The following is an 18,400-nucleotide window of genomic DNA, read 5'->3' on the forward strand; positions in this document are numbered from 1 at the left end:
TTTCTTGAAACTTTTTTGACATGGACGCGTAATACTTAGTAGAGTGATACAGAACTTTTTGGGGGGTTGCTCGATGGGGAGTGTTAAAAGGATTTATACCATTGTCGGTTTATCGATTGTCATTATTTTGTTAGGTGTATTTGCGTTGACTACATGGTATACAGTTGATGAATCGGAACAAGCTGTCATTATTACATTTGGTGAAGTAGAAGAGGGAGTAAGTCAACCAGGTCTTCATTTTAAATGGCCATGGCCAATTCAAACGGTTGAAAAGCTCTCCAAAGAAACCTTTAGTTTACAATTTGGATACAAAGAAGAAAATGGTGAGATCACCGCCTATCCGAAAGAAACGAAAATGATTACAGGTGACGAAAATATCGTTTTAGCAGATATGGTCGTTCAATGGAAAATTACCGATCCTGGAAAGTATTTATTTAATGCTGAAGATCCAGAAGAAATTTTACACGATGCTACATCAGCTTCATTAAGAAGTATTATCGGAAGTTCAAAAATTGATGATGCACTAACATCCGGAAAAGTTGAAATTGAGGCAAATGTCCAAGAGTTGTTAACTTCATTAATGGAAAAGTATGATGTGGGGATCTCCATTTTAGCTGTAAAATTACAAGACGTTGACTTGCCAAATGATGAAGTTCGTAAAGCATTTACTAATGTTACAGATGCTAGGGAAACGATGAATACAAAGATTAATGAAGCAAATAAATACAAAAATAAACGGACGCAAGAAGCGGAAGGGGAAAAAGACGCAATCATTTCAAAAGCTCTTGGAGATAAAGCAGCTCGTATTGAAACAGCAAAAGGAGACGTGGCGCTCTTTAACTCATTATACAATGAGTATAAAAACGCGCCAGAAATTACGAAGAAGCGGATTATCCTCGAAACAATTGATGAAGTCCTTCCGAATGCTCAAATTTATATTATGAAGGATGACGGAAATACAATGAAGTATTTCCCTATATCACAGATGAGTAAAAATGATTCAACTCCTTTACCTCCACAGGAAGGAAGTGGTGAGAATGGACAATAACAAAGTCGTGAACATGGAACGGTCAAATGATAAGTTTCAATGGAAGAAATATATGAGAAGTGGAATCGCGATCATTGCGTTCCTTATTTTAGTGATCTTCGCTATTAGCAACGTTTTTATCGTAAAAGAAAACGAATACAAGGTTATCCGACAATTTGGAGAAGTTGTTCGCATCATTGAAGAACCAGGTTTGAATTACAAAATTCCGTTTATTCAATCAGCTGAATCATTACCAAAATATAAAATGACTTATGATGTAGAAGAAGCGGAAATCAATACGAAGGATAAAAAACGTATCTTAATCGATAATTATGCCGTGTGGCGCATTGAAGATCCGAAAAAAATGATTGCCAATGCAAGAAATGTTGTGAATGCGGAAGCGAAAATGTCTGAGTTTATTTTTTCAACTGTTCGGTCCGAGCTAGGAAAATTGAATTATGATGAGATTATAAATGATGAGAAATCATCACGTGGAAGTATTAATGATCAAGTAACGGCCATCGTAAACGATCTTTTAGAAAAAAATAATTACGGGATAGTTGTGATAGATGTTCGGATGAAACGAACGGATTTACCAGAAGAAAACGAAAAATCTGTGTATACACGAATGATTTCTGAACGAGAATCAAAAGCGCAAGAATACTTATCAATGGGAGATGCCGAGAAAAACCGAATTATAGCTGAAACTGATCGCCAAGTAACAGAAATGCTGGCGATAGCAGATGCCGAAGCGAATAAGATTCGTGGTGAAGGTGAAGAGGCGGCGGCTAAAATTTATAATGAAGCCTACTCGAAAGATGCCAATTTCTATAGTTTATTTAGAACACTAGAATCTTACAAGAAAACAATTGATGAGGAAACGGTTCTCATTATTCCATTTGACTCACCGTATGCCCAAATCTTAATGGGTGAATAAATGAATGAAAACCATGCTTTTTCTTTCTGAACGGTAACGTGATAGAATAGAAAAAAGCATGGTTTTATGTTGTGCTGTAAGTATACATAATGCGTAATTTATGAATTGGATGACTAGAAAATCTAAAGTTCAACTGAACAAAATAAAATTGTTGATTATAGGTTGAATAGAATACATTGTTCAGAGTTTTTTTGCTCTAAGTAAACTTGACTCCGGTGGGATGTTGAGGGATTGTTGAGAACTCACAGTCATATGTGCCAAGTAGGCAAGTAGAAAAGTGGAGCTGAAACGAGACAGGTCTCCCTAAGACTATCTTAAATTGGTTGTAAAAGTAACAATGTATAGGAAAACATAAAAAGAGTAGTAAGGAACAAGAAATGGAGGGTTTTTCACGTGGTGAAAAAGCTAGTATTAATTGATGGGAATAGTATCGCATATCGAGCGTTCTTTGCTCTTCCTTTATTAAATAATGATAAAGGCATACATACAAATGCAATTTACGGGTTTACGAACATATTAACGAAAATTTTAGAAGAAGAAAAGCCGACGCATTTGCTTGTAGCATTTGATGCTGGGAAAACGACGTTTCGCCATGAAACATTTAAGGAGTACAAAGGTGGGAGACAAAAGACACCCCCTGAATTATCTGAGCAATTCCCGTTCATACGTGAGCTGCTAGATGCTTACGGCATCGCGCGTTATGAATTGGAGAACTATGAAGCGGATGATATTATTGGAACACTTGCGAAAAAGGCGGAACAAGACGGATTTGATGTAAAAGTTATTTCTGGAGATAAAGATTTAACTCAACTTGCGACTGAGAAGGTAACGGTGGCAATTACACGTAAAGGGATTACAGAAGTAGATGATTATACACCTGAAATGATTCGAGAGAAATACGGACTATCTCCTAATCAGATTATTGATATGAAAGGGTTAATGGGCGATTCCTCGGATAATATTCCAGGTGTTCCTGGAGTGGGTGAGAAAACAGCCATTAAATTATTAAAGCAGTTTGGAACTGTCGAAAAACTACTTGAATCTATTGATGAAGTAAGCGGAAAGAAATTGAAAGAAAAGCTTGAGCAATATCAAGAACAAGCGGTTATGAGTAAAGAATTAGCCACTATTAATTGTGATGCACCAATCACTGTTGAGCTTGATAAGATCGAGTACAACGGTTTTGATACTCAGGCTGTTCAAGCGATTTATAAAGAATTAGGATTTAATTCATTACTTGAAAAATTAGGCGGAGCAACAGAGGAACAGGAAGAAATCTCTGACATCTCCTACGAAATCGTTGAAGATGTGACTGACGAAATGCTAACGAATGATACGGCAATCGTAGTAGAAATGTTAGAGGAAAATTATCATACAGGAGAAATCATCGGTTTCGGACTTTCAAATGAAACAGGAAATTACTTCGTCTCCACAGAGGTTGCTCTTCAATCAGAAAGGTTTAAAAAATGGGTAGAGGATGAGACGAAAGCCAAAATTGTGTATGACGGGAAGAAAGCCTTTGTGGCTCTGAAGTGGCGAGGGTTGACCCTTAAAGGGATTCAATTCGATGTATTGCTTTCCTCATACATTTTAAACCCTTCTTTATCGTCTGATGATTTAGCAACGGTAGGGAAGGAACATGCCTTGCAGCTCGTACAATCTGATGAAGCTGTGTACGGAAAAGGTGCAAAACGCCACGTACCAGAAATTCATGAGTTAGCAGAACATGTGTCGAGAAAAGCATTTGTCGTACAGCAGCTAAAAGAACGGTTAGAAAAACAGTTAAAAGAAAACGAGCAATATACGCTGTTTCATGAACTAGAACTTCCATTATCAATCATTTTGGCAGAGATGGAAGTAACGGGTGTTCGTGTTGATCAAAATCGCCTTCAACGAATGGGGGAAGATTTACAAAAACAGTTGAGCGATTTAGAAGGAAAGATCCACGAATTGGCTGGGGAGTCATTCAATATTAACTCACCGAAACAGCTTGGTGTCATATTGTTTGAGAAATTAGAGCTACCTGTCATTAAAAAAACAAAAACAGGTTACTCTACTTCAGCTGATGTGTTAGAGAAATTAAAAGATCAACATGAGATTGTCGAGTTAATTCTTCATTATCGTCAATTAGGTAAACTTCAGTCTACTTATATAGAAGGATTATTAAAAGTTATCCATAAAGGCACAAGCAAAGTGCATACTCGTTTTAATCAGGCGTTAACGCAAACGGGGCGTTTAAGTTCAACCGACCCGAACTTACAAAACATACCGATTCGTTTAGAAGAAGGAAGGAAAATTCGAGAAGCGTTCGTACCTTCTGAAGAAGATTGGGTTATTTTTGCTGCCGATTATTCACAGATTGAATTACGAGTGTTAGCTCATATTTCGGGAGACGAGAATTTAATCGAGGCATTCCGTGAAGACCGTGATATTCATACAAAAACGGCGATGGATGTTTTTCATGTAGAAGAAGAGGACGTTACTTCCAATATGAGGCGTCAAGCAAAGGCAGTCAATTTTGGAATTGTGTACGGAATCAGTGATTACGGCTTATCTCAAAACTTAGGAATAACTCGTAAGGAAGCAGGAAAATTTATCGAACGATATTTCGAAAGCTTCCAAGGTGTTAAAGAATATATGGACGATATTGTCCAAGAGGCAAAGCAAAAAGGATATGTTACCACATTGATGCAACGACGTCGGTACATTCCTGAAATTACAAGCCGGAATTTTAACGTGAGAAGCTTTGCTGAACGGACTGCGATGAATACCCCGATACAAGGAAGTGCTGCTGATATTATAAAGGTGGCAATGATTCATATGGCAAAAGAGTTGAAGGAAAAAGGATTAAAATCTAGGTTGCTACTACAAGTACACGATGAGCTCATTTTTGAAGCACCAAAAGATGAAGTGCATATTTTGGAAGAGCTCGTACCGAATGTTATGGAAAAAGCACTTGAATTAAAAGTACCACTCAAAGTGGATTATTCTTACGGTCCATCTTGGTATGAAGCAAAGTAGACATAGAGGGGGCGTTCTAGAGCAGTTCTAGCGCCTCTTCTTTATGAACAGGTTGTTATAGAAAATTAAAGTTTAAGGGAGAATTTCAAATGCCAGAATTACCAGAGGTAGAAACGGTAAGAAAAACGTTATTAGCTCTAGTAAAAGGAAAGACAATTGAACATGTCACTGTTTCGTGGCCGAAAATGATTAAGCACCCATTAAATGTTGAAACCTTTTGTGAAATGCTTGTGGGGCAAACCATTCAAGATGTCGGAAGAAGGGGAAAGTTTTTAAAGATCTTTTTCCAAGATTATGTTTTACTTTCTCACCTTCGCATGGAAGGAAGATACGGGCTATATGATAAGAAGGACAATTTAGAAGCACATACGCACGTAATGTTTTCGTTCACGGATGGTACAGAGTTACGTTATAAAGATGTGCGGAAATTTGGTACGATGCATTTGTTCCCGATTGGAGAGGAAGAAAAGCAGTTACCGCTTTGTGGGCTCGGGCCAGAACCAGTGGAAAAGGAGTTAACCCCATCGTATTTTAAACAGAAGCTTGCATCTACGAATCGTAAAATAAAGCCACTTTTGCTTGATCAATCAGTACTTGTTGGATTAGGAAATATTTATGTTGATGAAGCGTTGTTTCGATCAGGAATTCATCCGGAAAGGTTGGCGAAACATTTAACGATTGAAGAAATGGAACGATTGAGGGAACAAATTATTCTAACGCTTGAAGAAGCTGTGGAACAAGGGGGGAGTACAATCCGTTCTTATGTAAACTCACAGGGAAAGATCGGATTATTTCAATTGCAATTGTTTGTTTATGGACGTGCAAATGAGCCATGCAAAAAATGTGGAAGTAACATTCAAAAAATAGTGGTCGGTGGTCGAGGAACTCACTTTTGCGAGAATTGTCAAAAATAATCGTTTGAAGTCCTATTATTGTCCAATGAACATATTTTTTGTCGTCCCTATATACTATGGTATTAATTGGTTCTGAAGGGGCGATAAAAATGATACTATCAATGTCTCTTTTCTTATTAGCATTTGCCGTGAGTTTAGACAGTTTTTCGGTCGGGCTCACATACGGGTTGAGAAAATTAAAAATTCCATTTAAATCAATATTCATCATTGCATGTTGTTCAGCGATGACACTCTTAGCTTCAATGATGATTGGACAGCTTTTGATCAAAGTGTTGCCACCCGTTGTGACGGAACGATTAGGTGGTGCTATTTTAATATTAATTGGAGCATGGGTATTGTATCAATTTTTTCGTTCAAATGAACAAGAAGATATTGATGACTATAACGAAAAGACTTTATTTAATGTAGAGATTAAATCGCTCGGAATCGTTGTTCAAATTTTACGAAAGCCTACCGCTGCAGATATGGATAAATCAGGAACGATTACGGGTGTTGAAGCATTATTATTAGGGCTTGCTCTTTCTTTAGATGCTTTCGGAGCAGGAATTGGAGCGGCTTTACTCGGATATTCTCCGCTTACGATGGCCATTTTAGTTGCAACGATGAGTTCTTTATTTGTATACGGAGGAATTAAAGCAGGCCATTTATTTTCAAAAATGTCAATTATGGATAAAGTATCTTGGATTCCTGGATTTATTCTAATATTAATCGGGATATTAAAAATGTAGAAGATGGAGGTTTTAATGATGTCCCTTGTAGTAGGATTAACTGGGGGTATTGCCAGTGGAAAAAGTACTGTAGCTAACATGTTAAAAGAACAATCCATTCCTGTGATTGATGCAGATGTCATTGCTCGGGATGTCGTGGCAGTAGGAGAAAAAGCGTATGAACAAATTGTGGAAGCGTTTGGTGAGGAAGTATTAAACGAAGATAAATCTATAAATCGTGCTAAATTAGGAAGTATAATCTTTCAAGATGAACAGAAGCGAAAGAAATTAAACGAAATTGTTCATCCAGCTGTTCGAAAAGAAATGATGAGGCAACAAGAATTGTATAGGAATGAAAACAAACCGCTCATCGTATTAGATATTCCTTTGCTTTTCGAAAGTAACTTAACGCACCTTGTAGAGAAAATCATCGTTGTTTACGTTGATGAGAATACACAATTAGACCGTTTAAAGAAACGGAACGGTTATTCCACAAAAGAGGCATTATCACGAATAAATGCGCAAATGCCCTTACGTGAGAAAGTGACGAAGGCTGATGAGGTCATAAATAATAATGGGACAATGGAAGAATCAAAAGAACAACTTTTAGCGATATTAGAAAAATGGAATGTTATTCACGATTAAGAAAAAGAAGACGTCTTCATCTAATACGGATGTAGATGTCTTTTTTTATGTCATTTTCTATTTTTTAATCGACATGTAGAGGTATGAAGGGGCATTTAATGTGAAAAGTTAAGAAAATGATGAAGTTTAAATTCAGTATATAAATCGTGTAACAGAAGAGATTCAAATTGTATAGGAATGAGATTGCGGTAATGGTTTTTGATTATACCAATTATGCTAAGGCGTACGCTTTTCAAGGGCAGGGGCTGTCTAGTTTTAGCTCGTGCTGTTTCCTTTGGAGTCGCTGACCTTCCCGCATGTATTACATTATTTCATGATTAAGTAAGGAACAAAGTATACAAAAGTGCTTTTTTTAAAAAATGTTCATTTTTATCATTCCATTATGACTTAATTATGATATACTAATTATCAGATAAAGGTTTAAAAAGTATAACATAATTAGCTGGAAGGGGATATATATGAAAGCTAAAATCGCGATTAATGGTTTTGGACGAATTGGGAGAATGGTGTTTCGTAAGGCAATCTTAGAAGAAGAATTAAATATTGTCGCAATTAATGCGAGCTATCCGGCTGAAACGTTAGCTCATTTAATAAAATATGATACAACTCATGGTAAATTCCAAGGAGAAGTAATTCCAAAAGATGATCATTTATTAGTAAACGGTCATAAAGTTCTTTTACTCAATAACCGAAACCCTAAAGAATTACCATGGGGTGAACTTGATATCGATATCGTCATTGAAGCAACAGGGAAATTCAATGCTCGCGATAAAGCGATGATGCACGTTGAAGCGGGTGCTAAAAAGGTAATATTAACCGCTCCTGGTAAAGAAGAAGATGTTACGATTGTAATGGGGGTAAATGAAGACATTTACAATGAGAACGAGCATGTGATTATTTCAAATGCTTCTTGTACTACGAACTGTTTAGCTCCTGTTGCGAAGGTGTTGGACGAACAGTTTGGAATTGAAAACGGTTTAATGACTACCGTTCATGCATATACAAATGATCAGAAGAATATCGATAACCCGCATAAAGATTTACGTCGTGCTCGAGCTTGTGGACAATCAATCATTCCGACGACAACTGGAGCTGCTAAGGCTTTATCATTAGTACTACCACAATTAAAAGGAAAATTACATGGACTTGCGTTGCGTGTACCAACGACGAACGTTTCACTTGTTGACTTAGTCGTTGATTTAAAGCGTGAAGTAACGGCAGAAGAAATTAATGAAGCATTTATTACAGCTTCTCAAGGTCCATTAAAAGGCATTTTAGACGTTTCAACAGAACCGCTTGTATCCGTAGATTATAATACGAACGAGTACTCTGCTACGATTGATGCATTAACGACGATGGTAATTGGAGAGAAGAAAGTAAAGGTGTTAGCATGGTACGATAACGAGTGGGGCTACTCTTGTCGTGTCGTTGATTTAACGAAAATGGTTGCATCTAAGATGAAACATTTAACAACGGTGTAAACACATCTTTTATCATCAGGTGTTTAAAAGTCGGATTGTCCGCTTTTGAACACCTTTTTCTTTTTACTCTACAAGCTTTTACAACGGTATTTATCGTCCTTGTAGAGTGAATGCGAAAGGAACCTATTGCATTTTACATGTACAAAAATTCCCATGAGAATAGATGATAGAACGACAAAGTCAGGGAAAGATAGTAATCGGACGAGCAACCGAGTGGGCTTTTTAAAGTATGAATAGTAAGTAATTCAATTTTATGTAGACAATGGGATATAAGAGGTCCCAGTAGCTCGACAGTTGGTTCGTGAGATTGCGAAAATAACAAAGCTTTTTTAAAAAAAGTGTGTTGCAAAAACAATATAAACCATATATACTATGTTTCGTGAACTTCTTAAACGCAAGGTAATGTGACTACTTAAAGGGTTAGGACCTCTCTGGACTAACTTTCCCCCGTGGTAGTTGAACATGCCAAAGTGCGAAGAATTCATAAAAAATTAAGTTAAAGGGGGACCATAACGATGGAAACAATGGGACGTCACGTTATCTCTGAGTTATGGGGATGCGATTTTGATAAGTTAAACGATATGGATTTTATTGAAAAAACATTTGTTGATGCAGCATTAAAATCTGGTGCTGAAATTCGCGAGGTTGCGTTTCATAAATTTGCGCCTCAAGGTGTCAGCGGAGTTGTCATTATTTCTGAATCACATTTAACAATTCACAGCTTTCCTGAGCATGGCTATGCAAGCATCGATGTTTATACATGCGGTGATTTAGATCCAAACATTGCAGCTGACTATATTGCGGAAGCACTTGGTGCAGAAACGCGTGAAAATATTGAAATCCCACGTGGAATGGGACCTGTGCAAGTGAAGCAAAAACAAGCCAATGTACTGTAAAAGGAAATAATGAAAAGTTTAGAGGTGTCAGATATTAATCTGCACCTCTTTTTGTTATATGATAGAAGTATATCGTTTTAGTAAGTGGGGTTGATAAGGATGTTGCAAAAAATACAATCAATTTTTACCAATCAACAAGAAACGAGAGAACACCACGACGATCCTCAATTACGAAGTCGCTACTATAAAGTTACTAAGAAAACGGCAATAGCAACACTACAAGAAGTTTTCAAACAGTTGCAGGGCTTTGAGGTCGGGCATGTATCAGAAGAACGTGGTGAAATGAGTGTAAATGTAAAGCTTAGAAAAAAAGCATTTATGGTTGTGTCTGTTGTTACTGTTCGCCCATTTGAAACAGCAATTGACTTTACGGTGTCTACAGAAACGCCACTTCCAATTGACTTTGGTTTTAGTAAACAAGTTATCGCTTCTTTGTACCAACAATTGGATCAAAAGTTGCCGAAAGTCGATCGAAACTAGCATTTATGTGATTGACAAGCTTGTTTATTAAAGTTCTTTTTAATATGATGATAGTAGGCTAACGTGGTAGGTGCAATCACTATAGAAATGGAGATGGTCATATGAAATGTCCTTCCTGTCATCACCAAGGTACAAGAGTGCTTGATTCTCGTCCAGTAGATGAAGGAAAATCAATCCGAAGACGGAGGGAATGTGAAGATTGCCAATACCGATTCACGACATTTGAAAAAGTGGAAGAGATACCTCTTATCGTTGTGAAAAAGGAAGGGACTAGAGAAGAATTTAGTCGTGAAAAGATGCTTCGTGGTCTCATCAAAGCTTGTGAAAAGCGCCCAGTTGCATTGAAGCAATTGGAAGATTTGTCGCACGAAATTGAAAAAGAATTGAGAAATCAAGGGGTTTCAGAAGTGAATAGCGATGCGATTGGTGAGATGGTTATGGATCGCTTAGCGGAAATAGATGACGTAGCGTATGTACGCTTTGCTTCGGTATATAGGCAATTTAAAGATATAAATGTCTTCATTGAAGAGTTAAAGGAATTAATCAAAAAAGAACGCTAAAAGAGCTTAAAGGTAAATAAGCTCTTTTTTTAAACGGTTATAGAAAGGTTTGAGTAACGAGTGAACTATCATTGGAAAGAGCTAGTACCCGTCGATCGCTACGTAGTTCGTACCAATGGTATGCTACATGATTATGATCGTAAAGTTATGACAATGCTATACCAACCGTTAATTGGTGTGAAAGCGTATAGTTTGTTTATGTCACTTTGGAGTGAAGTGGAGGAAAATAAACTTTCCGGTTCTGAATCCACACACCATGTATTAATGAGCATGATGCAACTGCCGTTAAATGAGATTTATCAAGAGCGATTAAAGCTTGAAGGATTGGGGCTATTAAAAACGTACGTGGCAGAAGAAATAGATACGAAAAAATTTATTTACGAATTACAACCACCTCTTTCCCCGAAATGGTTTTTTCAAGACGGCATGTTAAATGTTTTTTTATATAATCGGGTAGGGAAAAACCGGTATCAGCAATTAAAAGCCTTTTTCTCGGACGAGTCCATGAATGAAAAAGCGAGAAATATTACACGCAATTTTGATGAAGTATTTCAATCCGTCTTATTGTCAGAGTTGAAGACAGAACCGGAAGAAGGAATGGAATTAGCAAGGGATTATGTCGACCGATCTAAAGGAGCTACTGTTTCGGTTGGCGATGAAGTGTTTGACTTTTCGTTATTTTTAGCTGGCATTTCCGAGAACCTCATCCCGAAAAAGTCGATTACGCCTTCTGTGAAAGAAGCCATTAAAAAGCTATCATATGTTTATTCAATTGGCCCAATTGAAATGAAAAATGTCGTATTAGATGCGATGGATGTAAATGAAGAGGTTAATATTGAAAAACTAAGAAAATCAGCTCGTGATTGGTATCAGTTAGAATATGGTGGAGAGCTTCCTTCATTGGTGGAGAAGGTTCAACCCATTGCTTATCGTGTGGCTAAATCAGATCATCTAGATGATAAAGATCGTGAGCTAATTGAACAGTTAGAATCTCTTACACCGAAGCAATTTCTCGTCGATATCTCTGGTGGAATTGAACCAGCGCCCTCTGATTTGCGCATACTAGAAGATGTTATGTTTAAATATCAGCTTCTACCTGGTGTTGTAAATGTCTTAGTCTATTATGTCATGCTTAGAACGGACATGAAGCTACAAAAAGGGTATGTTGAAAAGATAGCAAGCCATTGGGGAAGAAAAGGTGTGAAAACGGTAAAAGAGGCAGTGGAAATGGCGAAGAAAGAGCATCGTCAATACCAAGAGTGGGCGGAAGCTAAAACATCCAATGATAAGAAAAGAAGGCCAATTATCCGTAAAGAAAAATTACCGAAGTGGTTGAAAAATAATCAAAATGAAGAGACGGTAGAAAAAGAAATTGATGATGAAGAGTTTGAGCGAGAACGAAGGAAATTAGAAGAAAAAATTAAACGGTTTAAAAATAAACAAAAGAATGAAGAATGAAAGGAGGGGTAGCAATGGAATCGATTGAAAAGAGTTTACAAGGGCTTGTGAAACGGCAAGATTTTCAGGAGCGATTTAATCAGTTACGAAAAACCGTTTTAGCAGATCCGAAAATAAAACAATTTATTCAAGAGCACTCATCGGAAATTGATCGAGCGATGATTGACCGCTCTTTAGTCAAATTGTATGAATTTACGGGGCAAAGTAAAAATTGTGAACAGTGTAGCTCATTTGAGCAATGTAAAAATTTAGTTAAAGGGTATACCCCATCTCTTGTTATTCAAGGAAAGACTATTGATTGTACGTATAATGAGTGTGCAAAAAAAATAGCGTATGAAGAGCGAAAACGTCACGAGTCGTTAGTGAAAAGTATGTACATTCCAAAAGAAGTTCTTCGAGCAGAACTAGACAATATTGCGTTAGATGATAAGAGTAGACTACAAGTTGTGAGCTATGCTCATGATTTTGTTGAACAGTATTCGAATGGAAAACAAATGAAAGGCTTGTATTTACACGGTCCATTTGGGGTAGGGAAAACATATGTCATTTCGGCTATCGCGAATGAACTTGCTGCGAAAAATATCCCATCGATGATTGTGTATGTTCCCGAATTTATGCGTGAATTAAAAGGTTCTATTCATGATCAATCATTAAACGAAAAAGTAGATGCTGTGAAAAATGTGCGTGTTCTTATGCTGGATGATATTGGCGCTGAATCCATGTCCAGTTGGATGAGAGATGACATATTAGGAGCGATCCTCCAATATCGAATGCTTGAGAATTTGCCTACATTTTTTACCTCAAATTTTGATTTGGACGGATTGCAACATCACCTCACATATTCTCAACGTGGGGAGATGGAAGAAGTTAAAGCGTTGAGAATTATGGAGCGAATAAAATATTTAGCTACACCGATGGAGCTGGAAGGAAAGAATCGACGACTGGAAAATTAACATGAATGCGTGAGCTGTTTTTGTAAAAATGTTTCTAATTTAACATGAAATGATAGGCGAAAGGTGGCGACCCCTGCGGGACCAGCACGAGCTGCAGACCCAGCAGACGAGCTTGCGAGTTGAGAAGGAGATAATTGAATGAACCTCTGCTAAAAGCGGCCACGTCCTGTGGCCAACACGTCCTGTGCAAGTCCGGAAAGTGTGTGCGACCGAAATGAAATCAACTGAATTTCATTTACGAAGAAAGGGGCTGTCCTTTTTGGTTTTTGGACAGCCCCTTCTTATGTACTTGTTACAGGAAGTTTAAGTTCAATAAAGTATTCTCTTTACAGTTTTTTTGGTGTCTAGCTCCAAGCGCCATCAGCTCGGGTTGCTTTGGCCTTGCTGTGGCGACGGAAGCCTCCTCGCAGGTTCTAAAGCGCCCTTCGCCTAAGGATTGCGCTTTGCGCTTTTCTTACTTTACTATAAATGAATATGGAAATTCTTGTGGTATTGTTAAAAGGGCATTCGTTGCGTAGGAGGTGTTGCAAACGAACACCACCTCATCAATGGTCGATGAACTTATTGCATCAATCTCTTTCGACAAGACTGTTTTATAAAAGACATTGATTTTACTTCTAAAGAAGCCAAGTCTCCCATATACATAGAAGCAGGTGTTGGGAAAAAGGGGGGAGACTGGTGGTTCAAATTGTACTCTCAACAAAAAAAGAAGCAGATCACTTTTTAAACATACTAATTGATATGATAACATTTGGGCGTGACACCGTGTGGAAAGAAAAAGAAAATGTGGTCACATGTAAAAGTGAAAAATGGTATGAATTTTTGGAAGAAGTATTGTTACCATCTCTTTTAACGTTTATGACAAGAGTTAAGGAACCTCAACTGCTCTTATCTATTATTCGGGATCGGTTTTATTTTACAGATGAAGATGAACAGCAGCAAATTTTACATATAGCTCAAAGTATTATAGAGGGTGAGCGTCACGAAATTCCTCAGGTGAAGCAGTTTGAGCCGAGAGAGTCTTTTTTACGTTCGTCTTTTCTGAGCTTCTTGCATCCAAATCTTGATTTTTTTATGGAATCATTTATTCGTTTTCGCCTGAATCATTATGTAGAACGATTATGTGAATATGTTGAAATTTCAATTGAAGAGTACAAGCTAGAGCAAGAGTATCAAAGCTTTATACAAAGTTTGCGCGACTATATTATGAAAAAGGAACCGAAAGTTCACCACCTCCATATACTTCACGAGGGTTCTTCTCGTTTTGCTATTTACGGTGAAGCTTTTCTTGAATTCTCTCCTGAGGATTTGAAAAGGTCAATTGACCGAGATTTTATTTATCAGCATCCGATGTACATCGATTCGCATTTGCTTGCTCCACTCGTTTCGATGGCTCCCAAGTATATTTCTCTTTATTCGGATGATCAGGACGAAGGGATGATTGTAACGATTCAAAATATTTTTCAAGAGCGGTTGGAGCTCATCTCGCGTTCATTATTTTACGAGCGAAAAGTTTCTTTTTAGCATAACTTGATTTCATAGAGAAATCCGTCTATAATACGGGTAAACCTCATAATTACAAGTTATGATGAGGACATGGGAGTATTATGACGGTTCCCAGAGAGGGAAGGCATAGGCTGAAACCTTCCTAACACGAGTAGTGCTCTTACCACCTCTAAACTTCAGTAGTGAACGGTATGTACTTAGTAATTACTGACGCTTAACACCCGTTAACGTGTCTTGAGCCAACCATTTTTATTAATGTTTGGGAACAAGGGTGGAACCACGAGATGTACATAATACTCGTCCCTTTTTTAGGGACGGGTTTTTTTATTTGTAAAAAAAGTTTTGAAGGAGTGACAAAGATGTCAGAAGTTGTAAAAATTACATTTCCTGATGGAGTAGTAAAGGAGTTCCAAAAAGGAATCACAACAGAAGAAATTGCTGCTTCTATTAGCCCAGGGCTTAAGAAAAAATCAATTGCTGGTAAATTAGATGGAAATCTCATTGATTTAAGCACACCAATTGAAAATGATGGTGCGATTGAAATTGTTACGCAAGGTTCTGAGGATGCACTAGAAATTTTACGCCATAGTACTGCTCACCTTATGGCACAAGCGATCAAGCGTTTATATAAAGATGTAAAGCTTGGAGTAGGTCCTGTTATTGAAAACGGGTTTTATTATGATATTGATATGGAAGAAGCGATTACTCCTGAAGATCTTCCGAAAATCGAAAAAGAGATGAAAAAAATTGTAGGAGAAAACTTGCCAGTCATTCGTAAAGAAGTCAGCCGCAATGAGGCGAAAAAAATGTACGAAGAGATTGGTGACCATTTAAAATTGGAGTTAATTGATGACATTCCAGAGGGTGAATCAATTTCCATTTATGAACAAGGAGAATTCTTTGATTTATGTCGTGGTGTACACGTCCCGTCTACTGGTAAGATTAAAGAGTTTAAATTATTAAGCGTTGCTGGAGCTTATTGGCGTGGAGACAGTAACAACAAGATGCTTCAACGTATTTACGGAACGGCATTCTTTACTAAAGAGGACTTAAAAGAACATTTACGCTTGTTAGAAGAAGCGAAAGAGCGTGACCACCGTAAATTAGGGAAAGAGCTCAACTTATTCACAACATCCCAAAAAGTCGGACAAGGTTTACCGCTATGGATGCCGAAAGGGGCGACAATTCGTCGTACAATCGAACGATACATTGTGGATAAAGAAGTTCAACTTGGATATGAACATGTTTATACACCGGTGTTAGGTAGCGTTGATTTATATAAAACGTCTGGTCACTGGGATCATTATCAAGAAGATATGTTCCCGAAAATGGAAATGGACAATGAAGAACTTGTTTTACGTCCGATGAACTGCCCTCATCACATGATGGTTTACAAAAACGAAATTCACAGTTACCGTGAGCTTCCAATTCGTATCGCAGAACTTGGAACGATGCACCGCTACGAGATGTCAGGGGCTTTAACTGGCCTTCAACGCGTACGTGGTATGACATTAAACGATGCACATATTTTCGTTCGCCCAGACCAAATTAAAGACGAATTTATTCGAGTTGTTCGCTTAACCGAGGAAGTATACAAAGACTTTGGTATTAAAGATTATTCATTCCGTTTATCCTATCGTGACCCACAAGATACGGAAAAATATTTTGACGATGATGCAATGTGGGAAAAAGCGCAAAGCATGTTGAAAGAAGCGATGGACGAGCTTGGGTTAGACTATTATGAAGCAGAAGGAGAAGCTGCATTCTACGGGCCGAAGCTAGATGTACAAGTGCGTACAGCATTAGGAAAAGACGAAACGCTATCAACAGTTCAGCTTGATTTCTTATTACCAGAGCGCTTTGATTTAACGTATGTTGGGGAAGATGGAAAACAACACCGTCCGGTCGTTATTCACCGAGGAGTCGTATCAACGATGGAGCGCTTTGTTGCTTTCTTAATTGAAGAATATAAAGGAGCATTCCCAACATGGCTTGCGCCTGTACAAGTGCAAGTAATTCCAGTTTCACCTGCTGTTCATCTCGACTATGCAAAACAAGTTAAAGAGAATTTACAGCGCGAAGGAATACGTGTGGAATTAGATGCACGTGATGAGAAAATCGGCTACAAGATTCGTGAGGCTCAAATGAAGAAAATTCCATATATGCTTGTAGTAGGGGATAACGAAATTAAAGAAGAAGCAGTAAATGTTCGTAAGTATGGTGAACAAAAATCAGAAACGATGCCATTTGCACAATTTGTTGAAGGATTAGTGAAAGAAGCTAAAAAATAATGGTTGCATTTTTGTTTCAGCAGTAGTATAATACAAATTGTTGTTTTAAATGGATAAACGTTGACAAAGATTCTTTGTCTATGATATAATCTTCAAGGTAAATGGAATTGAATAGTGAATTTTAAATGAAGCAGAAGCACCCGCTTCTCACCTGATTGACGCAACGTTTTGCAGTTGGCAGGTTCTTGCATATTTCAACAATTGACAGTAGATTTGTATGCAACGTGTGGGTGTAGTATGCACTCACACGTTTTTGTTATGCAAAACCTATTCGACTTAAAACGTAGCGCGCTATTCAGTTAAAAAACCTTGGAGGTGGCTCATTATTAGCAAAGACATGTTTGTAAACGAGGGCATTCGCGCTCGTGAATTGCGTGTAATTGGTCAAAACGGTGATCAGCTAGGAATTAAATCACGTCAGGAAGCTTTAGAATTAGCATCTCGTGCGAACTTAGACTTAGTGTTGGTTGCGCCAGGCGCAAAACCACCAGTTGCTCGTATTATGGATTATGGAAAATTCCGCTTTGAGCAGCAAAAGAAAGAAAAAGAAGCACGTAAGAAGCAAAAGATTATTAACGTTAAAGAAATTCGTCTTAGCCCGACGATTGAAGAACATGACTTCAATACAAAGCTTCGTAATGCACGTAAGTTCCTTGAAAAAGGGGACAAAGTGAAAGCAACGATCCGTTTTAAAGGTCGTGCGATTACACATAAAGAAATCGGACAGCGTGTGCTTGACCGTTTCTCTGAAGCTTGTGCAGACGTAAGCTCGATTGAATCTAAACCGAAAATGGATGGACGTAGCATGTTCCTAGTGCTAGCGCCAAATAACGAAAAGAACTAAAAGGGAGGAACACCTTATGCCAAAAATGAAAACTCACCGCGGTTCAGCGAAACGTTTCAAAAAGACTGGATCTGGAAAATTAAAACGTTCTCATGCATACACAAGCCACTTATTTGCGAACAAATCTCAAAAGCAAAAGCGTAAGCTTCGCAAGTCTGCAGTTGTGAGCAAAGGTGACTTCAAACGTATCCGTGAAATGCTAACAAACCTTAAATAATTTTGGAAATAGGATTAGGAGGGAATTATTATGCCACGCGTAAAAGGCGGAACTGTTACTCGTAGACGTCGTAAGAAAGTACTTAAATTAGCGAAAGGTTATTTCGGTTCTAAACATCGTTTATATAAAGTTGCTAACCAGCAAGTAATGAAATCTTTAATGTATGCTTACCGTGATCGTCGTCAGAAAAAACGCGACTTCCGTAAGCTTTGGATTACTCGTATCAATGCTGCTGCACGTATGAACGGCCTTTCTTACAGCCGTTTAATGCACGGTTTAAAATTAGCTGGTATCGAAGTAAACCGCAAAATGCTAGCTGAATTAGCAGTTAGCGACGAAAAAGCATTCGCTCAATTAGCGGAAGCTGCTAAAGCTCAATTAAACAAGTAATGTTATAATAAAGCCATTCTCCATTGTGAGAGTGGCTTTTTAGTTTGTGGAAAAGCTTCAAAATGAGAAAGGG

The 18,400-nt window shown here is 37.8% G+C and carries 17 protein-coding genes and 1 other annotated feature; all 17 genes read left to right on the forward strand.

Annotated features, from left to right (window positions below; genetic code table 11):
- Positions 1 to 73: 73 nt before the first annotated feature.
- Complete coding sequence (hflK, locus tag ML543_RS05105) at positions 74 to 1,048, forward strand: FtsH protease activity modulator HflK (RefSeq protein ID WP_243386081.1); 975 nt, start codon at positions 74 to 76, stop codon at positions 1,046 to 1,048.
- Positions 1,038 to 1,964 carry a protease modulator HflC gene (hflC, locus tag ML543_RS05110; protein ID WP_243386082.1) on the forward strand — a complete coding sequence of 309 codons (927 nt, stop codon included), beginning with the start codon at positions 1,038 to 1,040 and terminating at the stop codon, positions 1,962 to 1,964. Before hflK ends, hflC begins: the two co-directional genes overlap by 11 nt.
- Before the next feature lie 393 nt (positions 1,965 to 2,357).
- Complete coding sequence (gene polA / locus ML543_RS05115; protein ID WP_243386083.1) at positions 2,358 to 4,985, forward strand: DNA polymerase I; 2,628 nt, start codon at positions 2,358 to 2,360, stop codon at positions 4,983 to 4,985.
- A gap of 89 nt (positions 4,986 to 5,074) precedes the next feature.
- Entirely contained in the window at positions 5,075 to 5,899 is an 825-nt protein-coding gene (gene mutM / locus ML543_RS05120) for a DNA-formamidopyrimidine glycosylase (protein WP_243386084.1), read from the forward strand.
- Between the two features lie 89 nt (positions 5,900 to 5,988).
- Positions 5,989 to 6,627 (forward strand): sporulation membrane protein YtaF, encoded by a 639-nt coding sequence (ytaF, locus tag ML543_RS05125; RefSeq protein ID WP_279326562.1) that lies wholly within the window; start codon positions 5,989 to 5,991, stop codon positions 6,625 to 6,627.
- Between the two features lie 18 nt (positions 6,628 to 6,645).
- Positions 6,646 to 7,251, forward strand: coding sequence for a dephospho-CoA kinase (gene coaE, locus ML543_RS05130; protein ID WP_243386526.1), 606 nt, complete (start codon positions 6,646 to 6,648; stop codon positions 7,249 to 7,251).
- Between the two features lie 458 nt (positions 7,252 to 7,709).
- Entirely contained in the window at positions 7,710 to 8,732 is a 1,023-nt protein-coding gene (locus ML543_RS05135; RefSeq protein ID WP_243386085.1) for a glyceraldehyde-3-phosphate dehydrogenase, read from the forward strand.
- A 515-nt stretch (positions 8,733 to 9,247) separates the two neighbouring features.
- Positions 9,248 to 9,628, forward strand: coding sequence for an adenosylmethionine decarboxylase (speD, locus tag ML543_RS05140; protein ID WP_243386086.1), 381 nt, complete (start codon positions 9,248 to 9,250; stop codon positions 9,626 to 9,628).
- Positions 9,629 to 9,727: 99 nt separating this feature from the next.
- Entirely contained in the window at positions 9,728 to 10,108 is a 381-nt protein-coding gene (locus tag ML543_RS05145) for a cytosolic protein (protein ID WP_243386087.1), read from the forward strand.
- A gap of 101 nt (positions 10,109 to 10,209) precedes the next feature.
- Positions 10,210 to 10,668, forward strand: coding sequence for a transcriptional regulator NrdR (gene nrdR / locus ML543_RS05150; RefSeq protein WP_243386088.1), 459 nt, complete (start codon positions 10,210 to 10,212; stop codon positions 10,666 to 10,668).
- Positions 10,669 to 10,728: 60 nt separating this feature from the next.
- Positions 10,729 to 12,126, forward strand: a complete 1,398-nt coding sequence (locus tag ML543_RS05155; RefSeq protein WP_243386089.1) for a replication initiation and membrane attachment family protein — start codon at positions 10,729 to 10,731, stop codon at positions 12,124 to 12,126.
- A gap of 14 nt (positions 12,127 to 12,140) precedes the next feature.
- Positions 12,141 to 13,079, forward strand: coding sequence for a primosomal protein DnaI (dnaI, locus tag ML543_RS05160; protein ID WP_243386090.1), 939 nt, complete (start codon positions 12,141 to 12,143; stop codon positions 13,077 to 13,079).
- Between the two features lie 678 nt (positions 13,080 to 13,757).
- The gene (gene ytxC, locus ML543_RS05165; RefSeq protein ID WP_243386091.1) at positions 13,758 to 14,603 is read left to right on the forward strand and encodes a putative sporulation protein YtxC; all 846 of its coding nucleotides are present in this window, start codon (positions 13,758 to 13,760) and stop codon (positions 14,601 to 14,603) included.
- A 341-nt stretch (positions 14,604 to 14,944) separates the two neighbouring features.
- Positions 14,945 to 16,876, forward strand: coding sequence for a threonine--tRNA ligase (thrS, locus tag ML543_RS05170; protein ID WP_243386092.1), 1,932 nt, complete (start codon positions 14,945 to 14,947; stop codon positions 16,874 to 16,876).
- 122 nt (positions 16,877 to 16,998) lie between these two features.
- Positions 16,999 to 17,137: a sequence feature (ribosomal protein L20 leader region), on the forward strand.
- A gap of 61 nt (positions 17,138 to 17,198) precedes the next feature.
- Positions 17,199 to 17,720 carry a translation initiation factor IF-3 gene (gene infC, locus ML543_RS05175; RefSeq protein ID WP_243386527.1) on the forward strand — a complete coding sequence of 174 codons (522 nt, stop codon included), beginning with the start codon at positions 17,199 to 17,201 and terminating at the stop codon, positions 17,718 to 17,720.
- Positions 17,721 to 17,736: 16 nt separating this feature from the next.
- Positions 17,737 to 17,937 (forward strand): 50S ribosomal protein L35, encoded by a 201-nt coding sequence (gene rpmI, locus ML543_RS05180; protein WP_243386093.1) that lies wholly within the window; start codon positions 17,737 to 17,739, stop codon positions 17,935 to 17,937.
- A 30-nt stretch (positions 17,938 to 17,967) separates the two neighbouring features.
- The gene (gene rplT / locus ML543_RS05185) at positions 17,968 to 18,327 is read left to right on the forward strand and encodes a 50S ribosomal protein L20 (RefSeq protein ID WP_243386094.1); all 360 of its coding nucleotides are present in this window, start codon (positions 17,968 to 17,970) and stop codon (positions 18,325 to 18,327) included.
- Positions 18,328 to 18,400: the final 73 nt, after the last annotated feature.

It is taken from the genome of Bacillus kexueae (genome assembly GCF_022809095.1).
Classification (GTDB): domain Bacteria; phylum Bacillota; class Bacilli; order Bacillales; family Aeribacillaceae; genus Bacillus_BZ; species Bacillus_BZ kexueae.